The organism is Streptomyces sp. NPDC102279 (assembly GCF_044766365.1).
Classification (GTDB): domain Bacteria; phylum Actinomycetota; class Actinomycetes; order Streptomycetales; family Streptomycetaceae; genus Streptomyces.
In genome coordinates this window covers 1-15,133 of sequence record NZ_JBIWLU010000023.1, presented here as the reverse complement: position 1 = coordinate 15,133, position 15,133 = coordinate 1, and the positions used below count along the sequence as shown (strand labels likewise).

26 protein-coding genes are annotated in these 15,133 nt (G+C 64.3%); all 26 read left to right on the top strand.

All coding sequences use genetic code 11. The features are described 5' to 3' along the window. Positions 1-17 precede the first annotated feature (17 nt). Entirely contained in the window at positions 18-854 is an 837-nt protein-coding gene (gene rplB, locus ACIRQH_RS39250) for a 50S ribosomal protein L2 (protein WP_081218889.1), read from the top strand. Positions 855-866: 12 nt separating this feature from the next. After that, complete coding sequence (rpsS, locus tag ACIRQH_RS39245) at positions 867-1,148, top strand: 30S ribosomal protein S19 (RefSeq protein WP_024755409.1); 282 nt, start codon at positions 867-869, stop codon at positions 1,146-1,148. Between the two features lie 42 nt (positions 1,149-1,190). Continuing rightward, positions 1,191-1,538, top strand: coding sequence for a 50S ribosomal protein L22 (gene rplV / locus ACIRQH_RS39240; RefSeq protein WP_006604878.1), 348 nt, complete (start codon positions 1,191-1,193; stop codon positions 1,536-1,538). After that, positions 1,538-2,374, top strand: coding sequence for a 30S ribosomal protein S3 (gene rpsC, locus ACIRQH_RS39235; protein WP_358821059.1), 837 nt, complete (start codon positions 1,538-1,540; stop codon positions 2,372-2,374). Before rplV ends, rpsC begins: the two co-directional genes overlap by 1 nt. 5 nt (positions 2,375-2,379) lie before the next feature. After that, entirely contained in the window at positions 2,380-2,799 is a 420-nt protein-coding gene (gene rplP / locus ACIRQH_RS39230) for a 50S ribosomal protein L16 (RefSeq protein ID WP_010986348.1), read from the top strand. Beyond that, positions 2,799-3,023: a 50S ribosomal protein L29 gene (gene rpmC / locus ACIRQH_RS39225; RefSeq protein WP_003998824.1), complete on the top strand. Its 225-nt coding sequence runs from the start codon at positions 2,799-2,801 to the stop codon at positions 3,021-3,023. The genes rplP and rpmC overlap by 1 nt, the downstream gene beginning before the upstream one ends. Continuing rightward, the gene (rpsQ, locus tag ACIRQH_RS39220) at positions 3,023-3,307 is read left to right on the top strand and encodes a 30S ribosomal protein S17 (protein ID WP_037626988.1); all 285 of its coding nucleotides are present in this window, start codon (positions 3,023-3,025) and stop codon (positions 3,305-3,307) included. Before rpmC ends, rpsQ begins: the two co-directional genes overlap by 1 nt. 103 nt (positions 3,308-3,410) lie before the next feature. After that, positions 3,411-3,779: a 50S ribosomal protein L14 gene (gene rplN, locus ACIRQH_RS39215; protein WP_003992364.1), complete on the top strand. Its 369-nt coding sequence runs from the start codon at positions 3,411-3,413 to the stop codon at positions 3,777-3,779. 2 nt (positions 3,780-3,781) lie between these two features. Next, positions 3,782-4,105 (top strand): 50S ribosomal protein L24, encoded by a 324-nt coding sequence (rplX, locus tag ACIRQH_RS39210; protein ID WP_358821058.1) that lies wholly within the window; start codon positions 3,782-3,784, stop codon positions 4,103-4,105. Beyond that, entirely contained in the window at positions 4,105-4,662 is a 558-nt protein-coding gene (gene rplE, locus ACIRQH_RS39205; RefSeq protein ID WP_358821057.1) for a 50S ribosomal protein L5, read from the top strand. Before rplX ends, rplE begins: the two co-directional genes overlap by 1 nt. 5 nt (positions 4,663-4,667) lie before the next feature. Continuing rightward, on the top strand, positions 4,668-4,853 hold the full coding sequence (locus tag ACIRQH_RS39200; RefSeq protein WP_003948630.1) for a type Z 30S ribosomal protein S14: 186 nt from the start codon (positions 4,668-4,670) through the stop codon (positions 4,851-4,853). Between the two features lie 210 nt (positions 4,854-5,063). After that, positions 5,064-5,462, top strand: a complete 399-nt coding sequence (gene rpsH / locus ACIRQH_RS39195; RefSeq protein ID WP_081218894.1) for a 30S ribosomal protein S8 — start codon at positions 5,064-5,066, stop codon at positions 5,460-5,462. Between the two features lie 24 nt (positions 5,463-5,486). Continuing rightward, the gene (rplF, locus tag ACIRQH_RS39190; RefSeq protein WP_358821056.1) at positions 5,487-6,026 is read left to right on the top strand and encodes a 50S ribosomal protein L6; all 540 of its coding nucleotides are present in this window, start codon (positions 5,487-5,489) and stop codon (positions 6,024-6,026) included. A 3-nt stretch (positions 6,027-6,029) separates the two neighbouring features. Beyond that, complete coding sequence (gene rplR, locus ACIRQH_RS39185) at positions 6,030-6,413, top strand: 50S ribosomal protein L18 (protein ID WP_067367094.1); 384 nt, start codon at positions 6,030-6,032, stop codon at positions 6,411-6,413. 41 nt (positions 6,414-6,454) lie between these two features. Then, positions 6,455-7,060 carry a 30S ribosomal protein S5 gene (gene rpsE, locus ACIRQH_RS39180; protein WP_037694140.1) on the top strand — a complete coding sequence of 202 codons (606 nt, stop codon included), beginning with the start codon at positions 6,455-6,457 and terminating at the stop codon, positions 7,058-7,060. Next, the gene (rpmD, locus tag ACIRQH_RS39175) at positions 7,060-7,242 is read left to right on the top strand and encodes a 50S ribosomal protein L30 (protein ID WP_055553514.1); all 183 of its coding nucleotides are present in this window, start codon (positions 7,060-7,062) and stop codon (positions 7,240-7,242) included. Before rpsE ends, rpmD begins: the two co-directional genes overlap by 1 nt. Before the next feature lie 3 nt (positions 7,243-7,245). Further along, on the top strand, positions 7,246-7,701 hold the full coding sequence (rplO, locus tag ACIRQH_RS39170) for a 50S ribosomal protein L15 (protein ID WP_358821055.1): 456 nt from the start codon (positions 7,246-7,248) through the stop codon (positions 7,699-7,701). 430 nt (positions 7,702-8,131) lie between these two features. Further along, positions 8,132-8,602 carry a hypothetical protein gene (locus ACIRQH_RS39165; RefSeq protein ID WP_404230222.1) on the top strand — a complete coding sequence of 157 codons (471 nt, stop codon included), beginning with the start codon at positions 8,132-8,134 and terminating at the stop codon, positions 8,600-8,602. A gap of 234 nt (positions 8,603-8,836) precedes the next feature. Beyond that, on the top strand, positions 8,837-9,598 hold the full coding sequence (locus tag ACIRQH_RS39160) for a hypothetical protein (protein WP_404230219.1): 762 nt from the start codon (positions 8,837-8,839) through the stop codon (positions 9,596-9,598). A 454-nt stretch (positions 9,599-10,052) separates the two neighbouring features. After that, positions 10,053-11,366: a preprotein translocase subunit SecY gene (secY, locus tag ACIRQH_RS39155; RefSeq protein WP_404230216.1), complete on the top strand. Its 1,314-nt coding sequence runs from the start codon at positions 10,053-10,055 to the stop codon at positions 11,364-11,366. Then, on the top strand, positions 11,366-12,022 hold the full coding sequence (locus tag ACIRQH_RS39150) for an adenylate kinase (protein WP_388878720.1): 657 nt from the start codon (positions 11,366-11,368) through the stop codon (positions 12,020-12,022). The genes secY and ACIRQH_RS39150 overlap by 1 nt, the downstream gene beginning before the upstream one ends. Positions 12,023-12,261: 239 nt before the next feature. Then, the gene (gene map / locus ACIRQH_RS39145) at positions 12,262-13,101 is read left to right on the top strand and encodes a type I methionyl aminopeptidase (RefSeq protein WP_404230213.1); all 840 of its coding nucleotides are present in this window, start codon (positions 12,262-12,264) and stop codon (positions 13,099-13,101) included. A gap of 333 nt (positions 13,102-13,434) precedes the next feature. Next, complete coding sequence (infA, locus tag ACIRQH_RS39140; protein ID WP_003948620.1) at positions 13,435-13,656, top strand: translation initiation factor IF-1; 222 nt, start codon at positions 13,435-13,437, stop codon at positions 13,654-13,656. A 69-nt stretch (positions 13,657-13,725) separates the two neighbouring features. After that, positions 13,726-13,839, top strand: a complete 114-nt coding sequence (gene rpmJ / locus ACIRQH_RS39135) for a 50S ribosomal protein L36 (protein ID WP_003998809.1) — start codon at positions 13,726-13,728, stop codon at positions 13,837-13,839. Positions 13,840-14,056: 217 nt separating this feature from the next. Further along, complete coding sequence (gene rpsM / locus ACIRQH_RS39130) at positions 14,057-14,437, top strand: 30S ribosomal protein S13 (protein WP_081218901.1); 381 nt, start codon at positions 14,057-14,059, stop codon at positions 14,435-14,437. Positions 14,438-14,506: 69 nt separating this feature from the next. Continuing rightward, complete coding sequence (gene rpsK, locus ACIRQH_RS39125) at positions 14,507-14,911, top strand: 30S ribosomal protein S11 (protein WP_006376016.1); 405 nt, start codon at positions 14,507-14,509, stop codon at positions 14,909-14,911. Positions 14,912-15,133 lie beyond the last annotated feature (222 nt).

Sequence of the window (15,133 nt, the reverse complement as noted above, 5' to 3'; positions counted from 1 at the left end):
CGGACGAGGACTGAGAAATGGGAATCCGCAAGTACAAGCCGACTACGCCGGGCCGTCGTGGCTCCAGCGTCGCCGACTTCGTCGAGGTCACGCGGTCCACGCCGGAGAAGTCGCTGGTCCGCCCGCTGCACAGCAAGGGCGGCCGTAACAACGCCGGTCGTGTGACCGTTCGCCACCAGGGTGGCGGACACAAGCGCGCCTACCGAGTGATCGACTTCCGTCGTCACGACAAGGACGGCGTGCCGGCGAAGGTCGCGCACATCGAGTACGACCCCAACCGCACCGCGCGCATCGCGCTGCTTCACTACGCGGACGGCGAGAAGCGCTACATCCTCGCCCCCCGCAACCTGTCGCAGGGTGACCGCGTCGAGAACGGTCCTGGGGCCGACATCAAGCCGGGCAACAACCTGGCGCTCCGCAACATCCCGGTCGGTACCACGATCCACGCGATCGAGATCCGTCCCGGTGGCGGCGCCAAGTTCGCCCGCTCCGCCGGTGCCTCGGTGCAGCTGCTCGCGAAGGAGGGCACCATGGCCCACCTCCGCATGCCGTCGGGTGAGATCCGCCTGGTCGACCAGCGCTGCCGCGCCACGGTCGGCGAGGTCGGTAACGCCGAGCAGAGCAACATCAACTGGGGTAAGGCCGGCCGTAAGCGCTGGCTGGGCGTTCGCCCGTCCGTCCGCGGTGTGGCGATGAACCCGGTTGACCACCCGCACGGTGGTGGTGAGGGCAAGACCTCCGGTGGTCGCCACCCGGTCTCCCCGTGGGGTCAGAAGGAAGGTCGTACTCGTTCGCCGAAGAAGGCTTCGAACAAGTACATCGTCCGCCGCCGCAAGACGAACAAGAAGCGCTAGGAGCGGGTTTAGATGCCGCGCAGTCTCAAGAAGGGACCCTTCGTCGACGGACACCTTGTAAAGAAGGTGGACGTACAGAACGAAGCCGGTACCAAGAACGTCATCAAGACCTGGTCCCGTCGCTCGATGATCATCCCGGCCATGCTCGGCCACACGATCGCGGTGCACAACGGCAAGACCCACATCCCGGTGTTTGTCACCGAGTCGATGGTCGGCCACAAGCTCGGCGAGTTCTCGCCGACGCGCACCTTCCGGGGTCACGTCAAGGACGACCGGAAGTCGAAGCGCCGCTAACGCGGGGTGGAATCGACCATGACAGACACTGGAAGGACAACCATGGAAGCCAGGGCCCAGGCGCGGTACATCCGCGTTACGCCCATGAAGGCCCGCCGAGTGGTGGACCTTATCCGTGGCATGGATGCCACGGAGGCTCAGGCGGTCCTGCGTTTCGCCCCGCAGGCCGCGAGCGTGCCGGTCGGCAAGGTGCTTGACAGCGCCATTGCCAACGCCGCACACAACTACGACCACACCGACGCCGGCAGCCTCGTCATCTCTGAGGCCTACGTCGACGAGGGTCCGACCCTGAAGCGGTTCCGGCCGCGCGCCCAGGGCCGTGCCTACCGGATCCGCAAGCGGACCAGCCACATCACCGTGGTCGTCAGCAGCAAGGAAGGAACCCGGTAATGGGCCAGAAGGTTAACCCGCATGGGTTCCGGCTCGGCATCACCACGGACTTCAAGTCCCGCTGGTACGCCGACAAGCTGTACAAGGACTACGTCAAGGAAGACGTCGCCATCCGTCGGATGATGTCGTCCGGCATGGAGCGCGCCGGTATCTCGAAGGTTGAGATCGAGCGCACCCGTGACCGCGTGCGGGTGGACATCCACACCGCGCGTCCTGGCATCGTCATCGGCCGCCGTGGCGCCGAGGCCGACCGCATCCGCGGCGACCTCGAGAAGCTCACGGGCAAGCAGGTCCAGCTGAACATCCTCGAGGTCAAGAGCCCCGAGACCGATGCTCAGCTGGTTGCCCAGGCCGTTGCCGAGCAGCTGTCCTCCCGCGTCTCCTTCCGTCGCGCCATGCGTAAGAGCATGCAGGGCACGATGAAGGCCGGCGCCAAGGGCATCAAGATCCAGTGCGGCGGTCGCCTCGGCGGCGCCGAGATGTCCCGCTCGGAGTTCTACCGCGAGGGCCGTGTGCCCCTGCACACGCTCCGCGCGAACGTCGACTACGGCTTCTTCGAGGCCAAGACGACCTTCGGCCGTATCGGTGTGAAGGTCTGGATCTACAAGGGCGATGTCAAGAACATCGCCGAGGTCCGCGCCGAGAACGCTGCTGCCCGCGCCGGCAACCGCCCGGCCCGTGGTGGCGGCAACGACCGCCCGGCCGGCCGTGGTGGCCGCGGTGGCGAGCGTGGCGGTCGCGGTCGTAAGCCGCAGCAGGCTCCCGCTGCCGAGGCCCCCAAGGCCGAGGCTCCGGCGGCTGCCGCTCCGGCTGAGAGCACCGGAACGGAGGCCTGACCGACATGCTGATCCCCCGTAGGGTCAAGCACCGCAAGCAGCACCACCCGAAGCGCCGTGGTCAGGCCAAGGGCGGTACGCAGGTTTCGTTCGGCGAGTACGGCATTCAGGCCCTCACGCCGGCGTACGTGACGAACCGCCAGATCGAGGCCGCTCGTATCGCGATGACCCGCCACATCAAGCGTGGCGGCAAGGTCTGGATCAACATCTACCCGGACCGCCCGCTCACGAAGAAGCCTGCTGAGACCCGCATGGGTTCCGGTAAGGGTTCGCCCGAGTGGTGGATCGCGAACGTGCACCCGGGCCGGGTCATGTTCGAACTGTCCTACCCCAACGAGAAGATCGCCCGTGAGGCCCTCACTCGCGCAGCCCACAAGCTGCCGATGAAGTGCCGGATCGTCAAGCGCGAGGCAGGTGAAGCGTGATGTCGGCCGGTACCAAGGCGTCCGAGCTGCGCGAACTGGGTGACGAGGAGCTTCTCGCGAAGCTCCGCGAAGCCAAGGAAGAGCTGTTCAACCTCCGCTTCCAGGCGGCGACCGGTCAGCTCGAGAACCACGGTCGGCTCAAGGCCGTCCGCAAGGACATCGCGCGGATCTACACCCTGATGCGTGAGCGCGAGCTGGGCATCGAGACGGTGGAGAGCGCCTGATGAGCGAGAGCAACGTGACTGAGCAGAAGACCGACCGCGGTTTCCGCAAGACCCGTGAGGGTCTGGTCGTCAGCGACAAGATGGACAAGACCGTCGTCGTCGCTGTCGAGGACCGCGTGAAGCACGCCCTGTACGGCAAGGTCATCCGCCGTACGAGCAAGCTCAAGGCCCACGACGAGCAGAACGCCGCCGGCGTCGGCGACCGCGTCCTCCTGATGGAGACCCGGCCGCTGTCCTCGACGAAGCGCTGGCGCATCGTCGAGATCCTCGAGAAGGCCAAGTAATTACCTGAGGGGTATCCCTCAGGTTGGTTCCGCCAGGCTCGGGGCGGGGTCGCCGTAAAGGCCGACCCCGCCCCGGGAACCGGCAGACAATCAGGAGATAGACGTGATCCAGCAGGAGTCGCGACTCCGTGTCGCCGACAACACTGGTGCGAAGGAAATCCTTTGCATCCGTGTGCTCGGTGGCTCCGGTCGCCGCTACGCGGGCATCGGTGACGTCATCGTCGCCACCGTCAAGGACGCGATCCCCGGCGGCAATGTGAAGAAGGGTGACGTCATCAAGGCGGTCATCGTTCGCACCGTCAAGGAACGCCGCCGTCCGGACGGCTCGTACATCCGTTTCGACGAGAACGCCGCCGTCATTCTGAAGAACGACGGCGACCCTCGCGGCACCCGTATCTTCGGCCCGGTGGGCCGTGAGCTGCGCGAGAAGAAGTTCATGAAGATCATCTCGCTCGCGCCGGAGGTGCTGTAAGCATGAAGATCAAGAAGGGCGACCTGGTTCAGGTCATCACCGGTAAGGACAAGGGCAAGCAGGGCAAGGTCATTGCCGCTTACCCGCGCGACGAGCGCGTCCTGGTCGAGGGTGTCAACCGGGTCAAGAAGCACACGAAGGCCGGCCCGACGGCCAAGGGCTCGCAGGCTGGTGGCATCGTCACGACCGAGGCGCCCGTCCACGTCTCCAACGTCCAGCTGGTCGTTGAGAAGGACGGCAACAAGGTCGTCTCGCGCGTCGGTTACCGCTTCGACGACGAGGGCAACAAGATCCGCGTTGCCAAGCGGACGGGTGAGGACATCTGATGGCTACCACCACCATTCCGCGTCTCAAGACGAAGTACCGCGAGGAGATCGCGGGCAAGCTGCAGGAAGAGTTCTCCTACGAGAACGTCATGCAGACCCCGGGTCTCGTCAAGATCGTGGTCAACATGGGTGTCGGCGACGCCGCCCGTGACTCGAAGCTCATGGACGGTGCCGTCCGTGACCTGACCACCATCACCGGTCAGAAGCCGGCCATCACCAAGGCCCGGAAGTCCATCGCGCAGTTCAAGCTGCGTGAGGGTCAGCCGATCGGTGCGCACGTCACCCTCCGTGGCGACCGCATGTGGGAGTTCCTGGACCGCACCCTGTCGCTCGCGCTTCCGCGCATCCGCGACTTCCGCGGTCTGTCCCCCAAGCAGTTCGACGGCCGTGGCAACTACACCTTCGGTCTCACGGAGCAGGTCATGTTCCACGAGATCGACCAGGACAAGATCGACCGCGTCCGGGGTATGGACATCACCGTGGTGACCACGGCGACCAACGACGCTGAGGGCCGCGCCCTTCTCCGTCACCTCGGCTTCCCCTTCAAGGAGGCGTAAGCGAGATGGCGAAGAAGGCTCTGATTGCCAAGGCTGCTCGTAAGCCCAAGTTCGGTGTGCGTGGCTACACGCGCTGCCAGCGCTGCGGTCGTCCGCACTCCGTGTACCGCAAGTTCGGCCTGTGCCGCGTCTGCCTTCGTGAGATGGCTCACCGTGGCGAGCTGCCGGGCGTGACCAAGAGCTCCTGGTAGTCCCCCTAACAAGGGATTCCAGGGCTCTCGGTAAGTAAAGGGCTCTGTCAGGTGCCCACCTCTCCATGCCTTAGGCTAGGAGGGTTGGGCGCCTGACGCCCGTACGACTTACTACGCCGTAGGTCCCCGCACCGCACCCGTCCCGCCACTGAGTGGGGAGAGGGATGGCGCATACAGGAAACCCCGGCGAGAGAGGCCGAAGGCCAATTCATGACCATGACTGATCCCATCGCAGACATGCTTACTCGTCTGCGTAACGCGAACTCGGCGTACCACGACGATGTCGCGATGCCGCACAGCAAGATCAAGTCGCACATCGCAGAGATCCTCCAGCAGGAGGGCTTCATCACCGGCTGGAAGGTCGAGGACGCCGAGGTCGGCAAGAAGCTCGTCCTCGAGCTGAAGTTCGGCCCGAACCGTGAGCGCTCCATTGCGGGCATCAAGCGGATCTCGAAGCCTGGTCTGCGTGTGTACGCGAAGTCCACCTCCCTGCCCAAGGTGCTCGGTGGCCTCGGCGTGGCGATCATCTCCACGTCGCACGGTCTCCTCACTGGACAGCAGGCCGGCAAGAAGGGCGTAGGCGGAGAAGTTCTCGCCTACGTCTGGTAGCGGAAGGGAACGGAGGAAACAGCTATGTCGCGTATTGGCAAGCTCCCCATCACGGTTCCCGCCGGCGTGGACGTCACCATCGACGGCCGTACGGTCCAGGTGAAGGGCCCCAAGGGCGCCCTCTCCCACACCGTCGCGGCGCCGATCGAGGTCGCCAAGGGTGAGGACGGCATTCTCAATGTCACCCGCCCGAACGACGAGCGTCAGAACAAGGCCCTCCACGGCCTGTCCCGCACGCTGGTGGCGAACATGATCACCGGCGTGACCGCGGGTTACGTGAAGAAGCTCGAAATCAGCGGTGTCGGTTACCGCGTCCTGGCGAAGGGCTCCAACCTGGAGTTCTCGCTCGGCTACAGCCACTCGATCACGGTCGAGGCGCCCGAGGGCATCTCGTTCAAGGTCGAGAACCCGACGCACTTCTCGGTCGAGGGCATCGACAAGCAGAAGGTCGGAGAGGTTGCGGCCAACATCCGCAAGCTGCGGAAGCCCGACCCGTACAAGGCCAAGGGTGTCAAGTACGAAGGCGAAGTCATCCGCCGCAAGGTCGGAAAGGCGGGTAAGTAAGCCATGGCATACGGTGTCAAGATTGCTAAGGGCGACGCTTACAAGCGTGCTGCCATCAAGCGTCGTCACATCCGGATCCGTAAGCACATCTCGGGTACGGCTGAGCGTCCGCGCCTGGTCGTGACGCGCTCCAACCGCCACATCGTGGCCCAGGTCATCGACGACGTTAAGGGTCACACCCTGGCGTCGGCGTCGACCCTGGACACCACGGTCCGCGGTGGCGAGGGCGACAAGTCCGCCCAGGCCAAGTCGGTCGGCGCCCTTGTCGCCGAGCGCGCCAAGGCCGCCGGTGTCGAGGCTGTCGTATTCGACCGTGGTGGAAACCAGTACGCCGGGCGCATTGCTGCCCTGGCGGACGCCGCCCGCGAAGCCGGACTCAAGTTCTGAGTCGGTTCCGTAGCTAGCGGAAACAGAGAGAGGTAATTCCAATGGCTGGACCCCAGCGCCGCGGTGGCGGTGCCGGTGGCGGCGAGCGGCGGGACCGGAAGGGCCGTGACGGCGGCGCAGCTGCTGCCGAGAAGACCGCGTACGTTGAGCGCGTTGTCGCGATCAACCGCGTCGCCAAGGTTGTGAAGGGTGGTCGTCGCTTCAGCTTCACCGCGCTGGTCGTGGTGGGCGATGGTGACGGCACCGTCGGTGTCGGTTACGGCAAGGCCAAGGAGGTGCCGGCCGCGATCGCCAAGGGTGTTGAAGAGGCCAAGAAGCACTTCTTCAAGGTCCCCCGTATCCAGGGCACCATCCCGCACCCGATCACGGGCGAGAAGGCTGCGGGCGTCGTCCTGCTCAAGCCTGCTTCCCCCGGTACCGGCGTTATCGCCGGTGGCCCGGTGCGAGCTGTCCTGGAGTGCGCCGGCGTGCACGACATCCTGTCGAAGTCGCTCGGCTCGTCCAACGCGATCAACATCGTGCACGCGACCGTGGCGGCCCTCAAGGGTCTGCAGCGTCCCGAGGAGATCGCGGCTCGCCGTGGTCTGCCCCTCGAGGACGTCGCCCCCGCGGCTCTCCTTCGGGCGCGTGCAGGGGCGGGTGCCTGATGGCTCGCCTCAAGGTCACGCAGACGAAGTCGTACATCGGCAGCAAGCAGAACCACCGTGACACCCTGCGTTCCCTTGGTCTCAAGGGCATCAACACGCAGGTCGTCAAGGAGGACCGCCCCGAGTTCCGCGGAATGGTTCACACCGTCCGCCACCTCGTGACGGTCGAGGAGGTCGACTAGATCATGGCGGAGAACAACCCGCTCAAGATCCACAACCTTCGTCCCGCCCCGGGCGCCAAGACCGCCAAGACCCGTGTTGGTCGTGGTGAGGCGTCGAAGGGTAAGACGGCTGGTCGTGGTACCAAGGGCACGAAGGCTCGTTACCAGGTTCCGGAGCGTTTCGAGGGTGGCCAGATGCCCCTCCACATGCGCCTTCCGAAGCTGAAGGGCTTCCGTAACCCGTTCAAGACCGAGTTCCAGGTCGTGAACCTCGACAAGCTGGGCGCGCTGTACCCGGACGGTGGCGATGTCACCGTCGAGGGTCTCGTCGCCAAGGGTGCCGTTCGCAAGAACAGCCTCGTCAAGGTGCTCGGCCAGGGCGAGATCTCCGTGGCGCTGCAGGTGACGGTCGACGCCGTCTCCGGCTCCGCCAAGGAGAAGATCACCGCCGCAGGCGGTACGGTCACCGAGCTCGTCTGATTTCAGACACCTCGATGACATGAGCGATCCCGACCGGGGATGCCCCACAAAAGGGGCATCCCCGGTTGGTCGTTCCTAGGGGTGGGATCGGGAACATCCTGCGTCCGGGTTCGCCGCTCACGCACCCTGTGCTCCTCGGCGTGCAGGCACTCTCGAACACTTGGGAGAGGGTGGGGAGTTGACCATTCTTGTCATGCACCTGGCAATGCTTGCTCGCAACCTCCGTGCTGCCCCCTTCCGTGAATGGCGCGATTGCGAGTTCCTCGCAAATGTCACTTGACAGCATGATCAGTTTAATAATAGTTTCATAAGGTCGTCGATTTGGCCGGACCAGCCATTGATCGATGATGGAATTCGGGGGAGGGTGTGTCTGGGTGCGCAGTGACCGAGCGCGACAGGCAGCCTATTTTTCGCCTTCCCCCTTGCTCTAATGATCCAGGCATTCGTTGCCTTTATCGAGGGGAAGAGAATCCTAATGCGAAAGACTCGCATGTTTGGCGTAGCTGTGACGGCATTTTCTATGGGGGCAGTCGCAGTTCTGGGTTTCGCAACCTCTGCGAGTGCGGCCGGTTCGGGCAACGGCACATGCGCCAGTACTGAGCTGTGCGTTTACCGTCTTTACGACCGGCATGCAAGCGATGGATATTTCGACCTGGGTTCGCCGGATGTCAACTTCACCAACGGTAATAATAACTGGTACAACCATGGTGGAAACATCAACGACGCCATTTCCTCGTACACGGCGGGCACCGGCACTTCCTGTGACGGATACAGCCTCTTCTGGAACAAGGATATGAGCGGAATCCAGATGGACATCCCCAAGGGTTGGGGCGGCAACCTCGCCGGCGCTTACGCCAACTTCAACGATGAGTTTTCGTCGTACTCGAAGTTCGGCTGCTAAGTGATCCATCGAGCGGCCGGTCCTCGCGGGGGCTGGCCGCTCCGGCGTATGTGGAAGTCAAGAATGCGCAAGTGCATCGTCATCTTCTTTTCGCTCGCAGCCGCTGTCGGCTGCTCGAGCAACCCGGCAGCGCGACCCGATGTCAGTGTCCCGAGTCCGCGGAATGCCCTGGACGCGAGCACTGTGTCCACTCCCTTGGACGCCTATCTACCCCCGTCCGGACTTACTCTGAGATTGCACCGTGCGGAAGCGTTGCTCACCAATCGGTGTCTGACGCATCTGGGATATGTCGACCATCCCATGCCGGTGCCTCGGGAGGTGTCAGCCAGGCGCAAGCACTCCGAGTTCCTGGTCTTCTCCGCATCTCAGGCGAGAAAATTTGGATACAACGCGCCCGATGGAAGGGTCGGTTCGGGCGATTCTGGTTGGGACAAAAAAGCCCCCGAAGTGCAGCGCGGCCTGCTCGATGGGAGTCTCAAGAAATACAAGGGGACTACCGTCCCTCGTGGTGGATGCGTCGGTGTCGCGGCTGATCGGCTCACCAGGAACTCAAGAGTCCCTAAAAAGATTGAAGGGGGCGGGATCGAGCTCAAGCAACTCCAGAAGACCAGTCCCACTTCTTTGGGCGACGCGCAGATCGGGATCATGCGGCTCGATGCGATTTCCGCAACGAAGCGGGACCGTCGGTACCTGGAGCTGATAAGTTCCTGGTCGGCCTGTATGTCCAAAAAGGGGTACCGGTACAAAACCCCTGAGAGTGCCTTGGACGATCGGCGTTGGAGCGGAAGTGTGCCCAGCGAAATCGAGAAGGGCACCGCAGTAGCAGATATGGCTTGCAAGCAGACGGTGGACTATCTCGCAGTTGCCTCCAGAGTTCAGTCCTCGTACGAAGCGAGGGTGATCGATGAGAGGCGGGAGGAACTCGCTGAGTTGCGTCGCAATTTGAAGGCATGGAAGCAGAACGCAGATAGGGCCATAGCTGACGTAAGTGGCTGAAACCGGTCAATCTGATCGATCTCATGCCCTTCATGTTGCTTCGGGGCGGAGGGCAAGAGTGTGCGCTGGAGGGCGGATCGACTTCGCCTGGACGTACTCACAGCGTTGATGTCAGCCTGCGGAGGCAACCGCTCGCCTGTCGCCGACAACAGGCTGCTCGTTCGGTGATAGGTCGCTGGAGGCAGTAGTGAGGTCAGTTCTTCTGTCTCGGCTCTTGGCTGCAGCGGCGCTGAACGACCGAACCGGAGGTCGGGCTGTGGTCCACACGCAAGACCCGCACAGGGTGACGGTAGACTCGATCGGTGGTTCCCCGGCGGGTGTCTGTCCCCGGTAGGGTATGGCAGGTTGCTGTGTCACAGGCCAAGTGGCCCGTGCGCGCAGGACCTACCTGCTAGTTACCGATACTCAACACCGTCACCTACCGCGCAGTAGCGCGGGGGTCGCAGGAGGCACCGTGCTCACCGCGTTCGCCCGGGCGTTCAGGACGCCCGACCTGCGCAAGAAGCTGCTCTTCACGCTGGCCATCATCGTCGTCTACCGGGTCGGTACCCACATTCCGATCCCCGGCGTGGACTACAAGAACGTCCAGACGTGCATGGACATGGCCGACAAGAACCGCGGACTGTTCAGCCTGATCAACATGTTCAGTGGCGGCGCGCTGCTGCAGATCACCATCTTCGCGCTCGGGATCATGCCGTACATCACGGCGAGCATCATCCTGCAGCTGCTGACCGTGGTCATTCCGCGCCTGGAAGCCCTCAAGAAGGAGGGCTCGGCCGGCACCGCGAAGATCACGCAGTACACGCGGTACCTGACGGTCGCTCTGGCCATCCTCCAGGGCACCGGATTGGTCGCGACGGCTCGTAGCGGTGCCCTGTTCGGTACCTGCCCGGTCGGCAACCAGATCGTGCCGGATCAGTCGATCTTCACCACGATCACGATGGTCGTCACGATGACCGCTGGTACCTGCGTCGTCATGTGGCTCGGTGAGCTCATCACCGACCGCGGCATCGGCAACGGCATGTCGATCCTCATGTTCATCTCGATCGCCGCGACCTTCCCGAGCGCCCTGTGGACCGTCAAGATCCAGGGCAAGCTGGCGGACGGCTGGATCGAGTTCGGCACGGTGATCCTGGTGGGCCTGTTCATGGTCGGCCTGGTGGTCTTCGTCGAGCAGGCGCAGCGGCGGATCCCGGTCCAGTACGCGAAGCGCATGATCGGCCGCCGTTCGTACGGTGGCACGTCGACCTACATTCCGTTGAAGGTCAACCAGGCAGGTGTGATTCCTGTCATCTTCGCGTCGTCGTTGCTCTACATCCCGAGCCTCATCGCCCAGTTCTCCAAGGGCAATTCAGGGTGGAAGACGTGGATCACGAACAACCTGACCAAGGGTGACCACCCGATTTACATCGCGATGTACTTCCTTCTGATCGTTTTCTTCGCGTTCTTCTACGTGGCGATCTCGTTCAACCCCGAGGAAGTAGCCGACAACATGAAGAAGTATGGTGGCTTCATCCCGGGCATCCGGGCTGGCCGGCCGACCGCTGAGTACCTCAGCTACGTACTCAACCGGATCACCTGGCCGGGTTCGCTGTATCTGGGGCTGATCGCTCTCGTACCGACAGTGGCGTTGGTTGGTTTCGGGGCAAACCAGAACTTCCCGTTCGGTGGCACAAGCATCCTGATCATCGTGGGTGTCGGCCTCGAGACGGTGAAGCAGATCGAGAGTCAGCTTCAGCAGCGCAATTACGAAGGGTTCCTCCGCTGATGCGAATCGTCCTCGTCGGGCCGCCCGGTGCCGGGAAGGGAACGCAGGCTGCGTTCCTCGCCAAGAATCTGGGGATCCCGCACATCTCCACGGGCGACCTGTTCCGCGCCAACATCAGTCGGCAGACGGAGCTGGGCAAGCTGGCGAAGTCCTACATGGACAAGGGCGATCTGGTACCCGACGAGGTCACCATCGCCATGGCCAAGGACCGCATGGAGCAGCCCGACGCGGAGAACGGCTTCCTGCTCGACGGCTTCCCGCGCAACGTCTCGCAGGCCGAGGCGCTCGACGAGATGCTGAGCACCGAGGGCATGAAGCTGGACGCGGTGCTGGACCTGGAGGTCCCCGAGGACGAGGTGGTCCGCCGTATCGCGGGCCGTCGCATCTGCCGCAACGACTCGGCGCACGTGTTCCACGTGTCGTACAAGGCGCCCAAGCAGGAGGGCGTCTGTGACGTCTGCGGCGGCGAGCTGTACCAGCGCGACGACGACTCCGAGGAGACCGTCCGCAAGCGCCTGGAGGTCTACCACACGCAGACCGAGCCGATCATCGACTACTACCGGGCCCAGAGCCTGGTCGTCACGATCCTCGCGCTCGGCAAGGTGGAAGAGGTCACGGCACGCGCCATGGAGGCGCTGTCCCGCGAGGCCGCCTAGGTCTCGTGCGGGATCCGCTCCGCGGTGCACGTGTACCGCGGGCGTGTGAAGCAGTACGTCGCATCGGCCGCGGCACCCGGAACGGGTGCCGCGGCCGACGTGCGCGACGGGGAGGGCCGTGAGCCCTGCGCGGGAAGAGGTCCAAGGTCCCGGGCGGGGTGGGGTCGGGTCCCCGTATCGTTGGGGTAGTTCCTCGTTGAGACAGTCCGTCGTCCCGGTCCAGAAAGGCCGCAGCCACCATGGTGCAGATCAAGACCCCCGAGCAGATCGCCAAGATGCGTGAGGCGGGGCTGGTCGTCGCCGCCATCCATGCGGCCACGGGAGAGGCGGCCGTGCCCGGAGCGACGACCCGGGATCTGGACGAGGTCGCGCGCAAGGTGCTCGCCGAGTACGGCGCCAAGCCCAACTTCCTCGGGTACGGCGGTTTCCCCGCGACGATCTGCACCTCGGTCAACGAGGTCGTCGTCCACGGCATCCCGGACGACAAGACCGTCCTGAAGGACGGCGACATCATCTCCATCGACGCCGGGGCGATCGTGGACGGCTGGCACGGCGATGCCGCGTTCACCGCGTTCGTGGGCTCCGGCCACGCTCCGGAGCTGGTCGAGCTCTCCCGGGTGACCGAGGAGTCGATGTGGGCCGGCATCGCGGCCATGAAGCTGGGCAACCGGCTGGTGGACGTGTCCCGGGCCATCGAGACGTACATCCGCCGGCAGCCGAAGCCGGGCGGCGGCAAGTACGGGATCGTCGAGGACTACGGCGGCCACGGCATCGGCACCGAGATGCACATGGACCCGCACCTGCTGAACTACGTCGAACGCAAGCGCGGCAAGGGCCCGAAGCTTGTCCCCGGGTTCTGCCTCGCGATCGAGCCGATGGTGTCCCTCGGCACACCGCGGACCGAGGTCCTGGAGGACGACTGGACCGTCATCACCACGGACGGGACCTGGTCCTCGCACTGGGAGCACTCCGTGGCGCTGACGGAGGACGGACCGCTCGTCCTCACGGCACCGGACGGCGGCCGGGCGAAGCTCGCCGAGTACGGCGTCACGACGGCTCCGGACCCCCTGGCAGGCTGAGGCGACCGCCGTGCGGAACGCGAGCAGGATCCCTGGGATCCGTGCTCGCGTTCCGTTCTCCCCCTGCGCTTCTCTTCGCGTCTCTCTTTCGCTGTGGCGTTCAACTCACCTCCGCGCCACCCCTTCCAGCCGACCGTGTGTCAGCGGTCCGCCCTGCTCCTCGCGCATACCACGCCGACGGGTGGGGCATCGTCATGAGTGGCGGAGGACGCCGGAGACGAATTCGTCTTTCCGAGAGCCCTGACGTAGACTGACTCGTCGGCTCTCGTGCACCCGCATGTCTGCATGCGCTCGTGCGGAGTCGATCAAGGTAGTCGATTCGAAGGGCGAAGCGTGGCCAAGAAGCAAGGTGCCATCGAGATCGAGGGCACTGTCGTCGAGTCTCTTCCGAACGCCATGTTCAAGGTCGAGCTCCAGAACGGCCACCAGGTCCTGGCACACATCAGCGGCAAGATGCGCATGCACTACATCCGCATCCTCCCTGACGACCGGGTCGTGGTGGAGTTGTCTCCGTACGACCTGACCCGTGGCCGGATCGTCTACCGGTACAAGTAGATCTTGCCTTGCTCCGTGTTCCCGGTTCCGGGACGCGGGGGGTGGCACTGACCCGGAGAACCTCACCTAATGAAGGTCAAGCCGAGCGTCAAGAAGATCTGCGACAAGTGCAGGGTGATCCGCCGTCATGGTCGGGTCATGGTCATCTGCGAAAACCCGCGCCACAAGCAGCGCCAGGGCTGACGCACGACCGCACCTTCTGCATCCGCAGATACTTCGCGCGACGCAAGCAGTACATGTTCATACGCGGAACCCAGGGCTGACTCGCATCAGGCCTGACACCCCCGGTCGGAGGCCGGGGACCCGGTTCGTACCGAATTCTCGATCCACGGATCAGAGGACGACGGCGGGCGGGATCCGGTTCTGTGGAAGACCTCCGAACGACAACTGGAGCCATTGAATGGCACGCGTTTCCGGTGTTGACATCCCGCGCGAAAAGCGCGTGGAGGTCGCCCTCACCTACGTGTTCGGCATCGGCCGGACGCTTTCCCAGCTGACGCTGGCCGAGACTGGCGTGAACCCCAACACGCGTGTTCGTGACCTCTCCGAGGAGGAGCTGGTCAAGATCCGCGAGTACGTGGACGCCAACATCAAGACCGAGGGTGACCTCCGTCGCGAGATCCAGGGCGACATTCGCCGCAAGATCGAGATCGGCTGCTACCAGGGTATTCGTCACCGTCGTGGCCTGCCCGTCCACGGTCAGCGCACCAGCACGAACGCCCGTACCCGCAAGGGCCCGCGTCGCGCCATCGCCGGCAAGAAGAAGCCGGGCAAGAAGTAGTCCTCAGCGGACAACGCTTCACCAGCGGTCTTCGCTGTAGGACCGACCACCTCCCCGTAGGAGTAATAGATGCCCCCCAAGGGTCGTCAGGGCGCTGCCAAGAAGGTGCGCCGCAAGGAAAAGAAGAACGTCGCTCACGGCCACGCGCACATCAAGAGCACGTTCAACAACACGATCGTCTCGATCACGGACCCCGCGGGCAACGTGATCTCCTGGGCCTCCGCCGGCCACGTCGGCTTCAAGGGCTCGCGCAAGTCCACTCCGTTCGCCGCGCAGATGGCCGCCGAGTCGGCTGCCCGTCGCGCGCAGGAGCACGGCATGCGCAAGGTGGACGTGTTCGTCAAGGGTCCCGGCTCCGGCCGTGAGACCGCGATCCGCTCCCTCCAGGCCACGGGCCTCGAGGTCGGCTCGATCCAGGACGTCACTCCCACCCCGCACAACGGCTGCCGTCCGCCCAAGCGCCGCCGCGTCTGACGCACGGTTGTCTCGCGTCTGACCGGGCTTTCGGGCGGTACGTCTCCTCGGAGGGGTGCCGCCCGTACCCTTGCAGTAACAGCAGGGCGTCAAATAGCGGGCGCCCATGACTGAAGGATTCACACCATGCTGATCGCTCAGCGTCCCTCGTTGACCGAAGAGGTCGTCGACGAATTCCGCTCCCGGTTCGTGATCGAGCCGCTGGAGCCGGGCTTCGGCTAC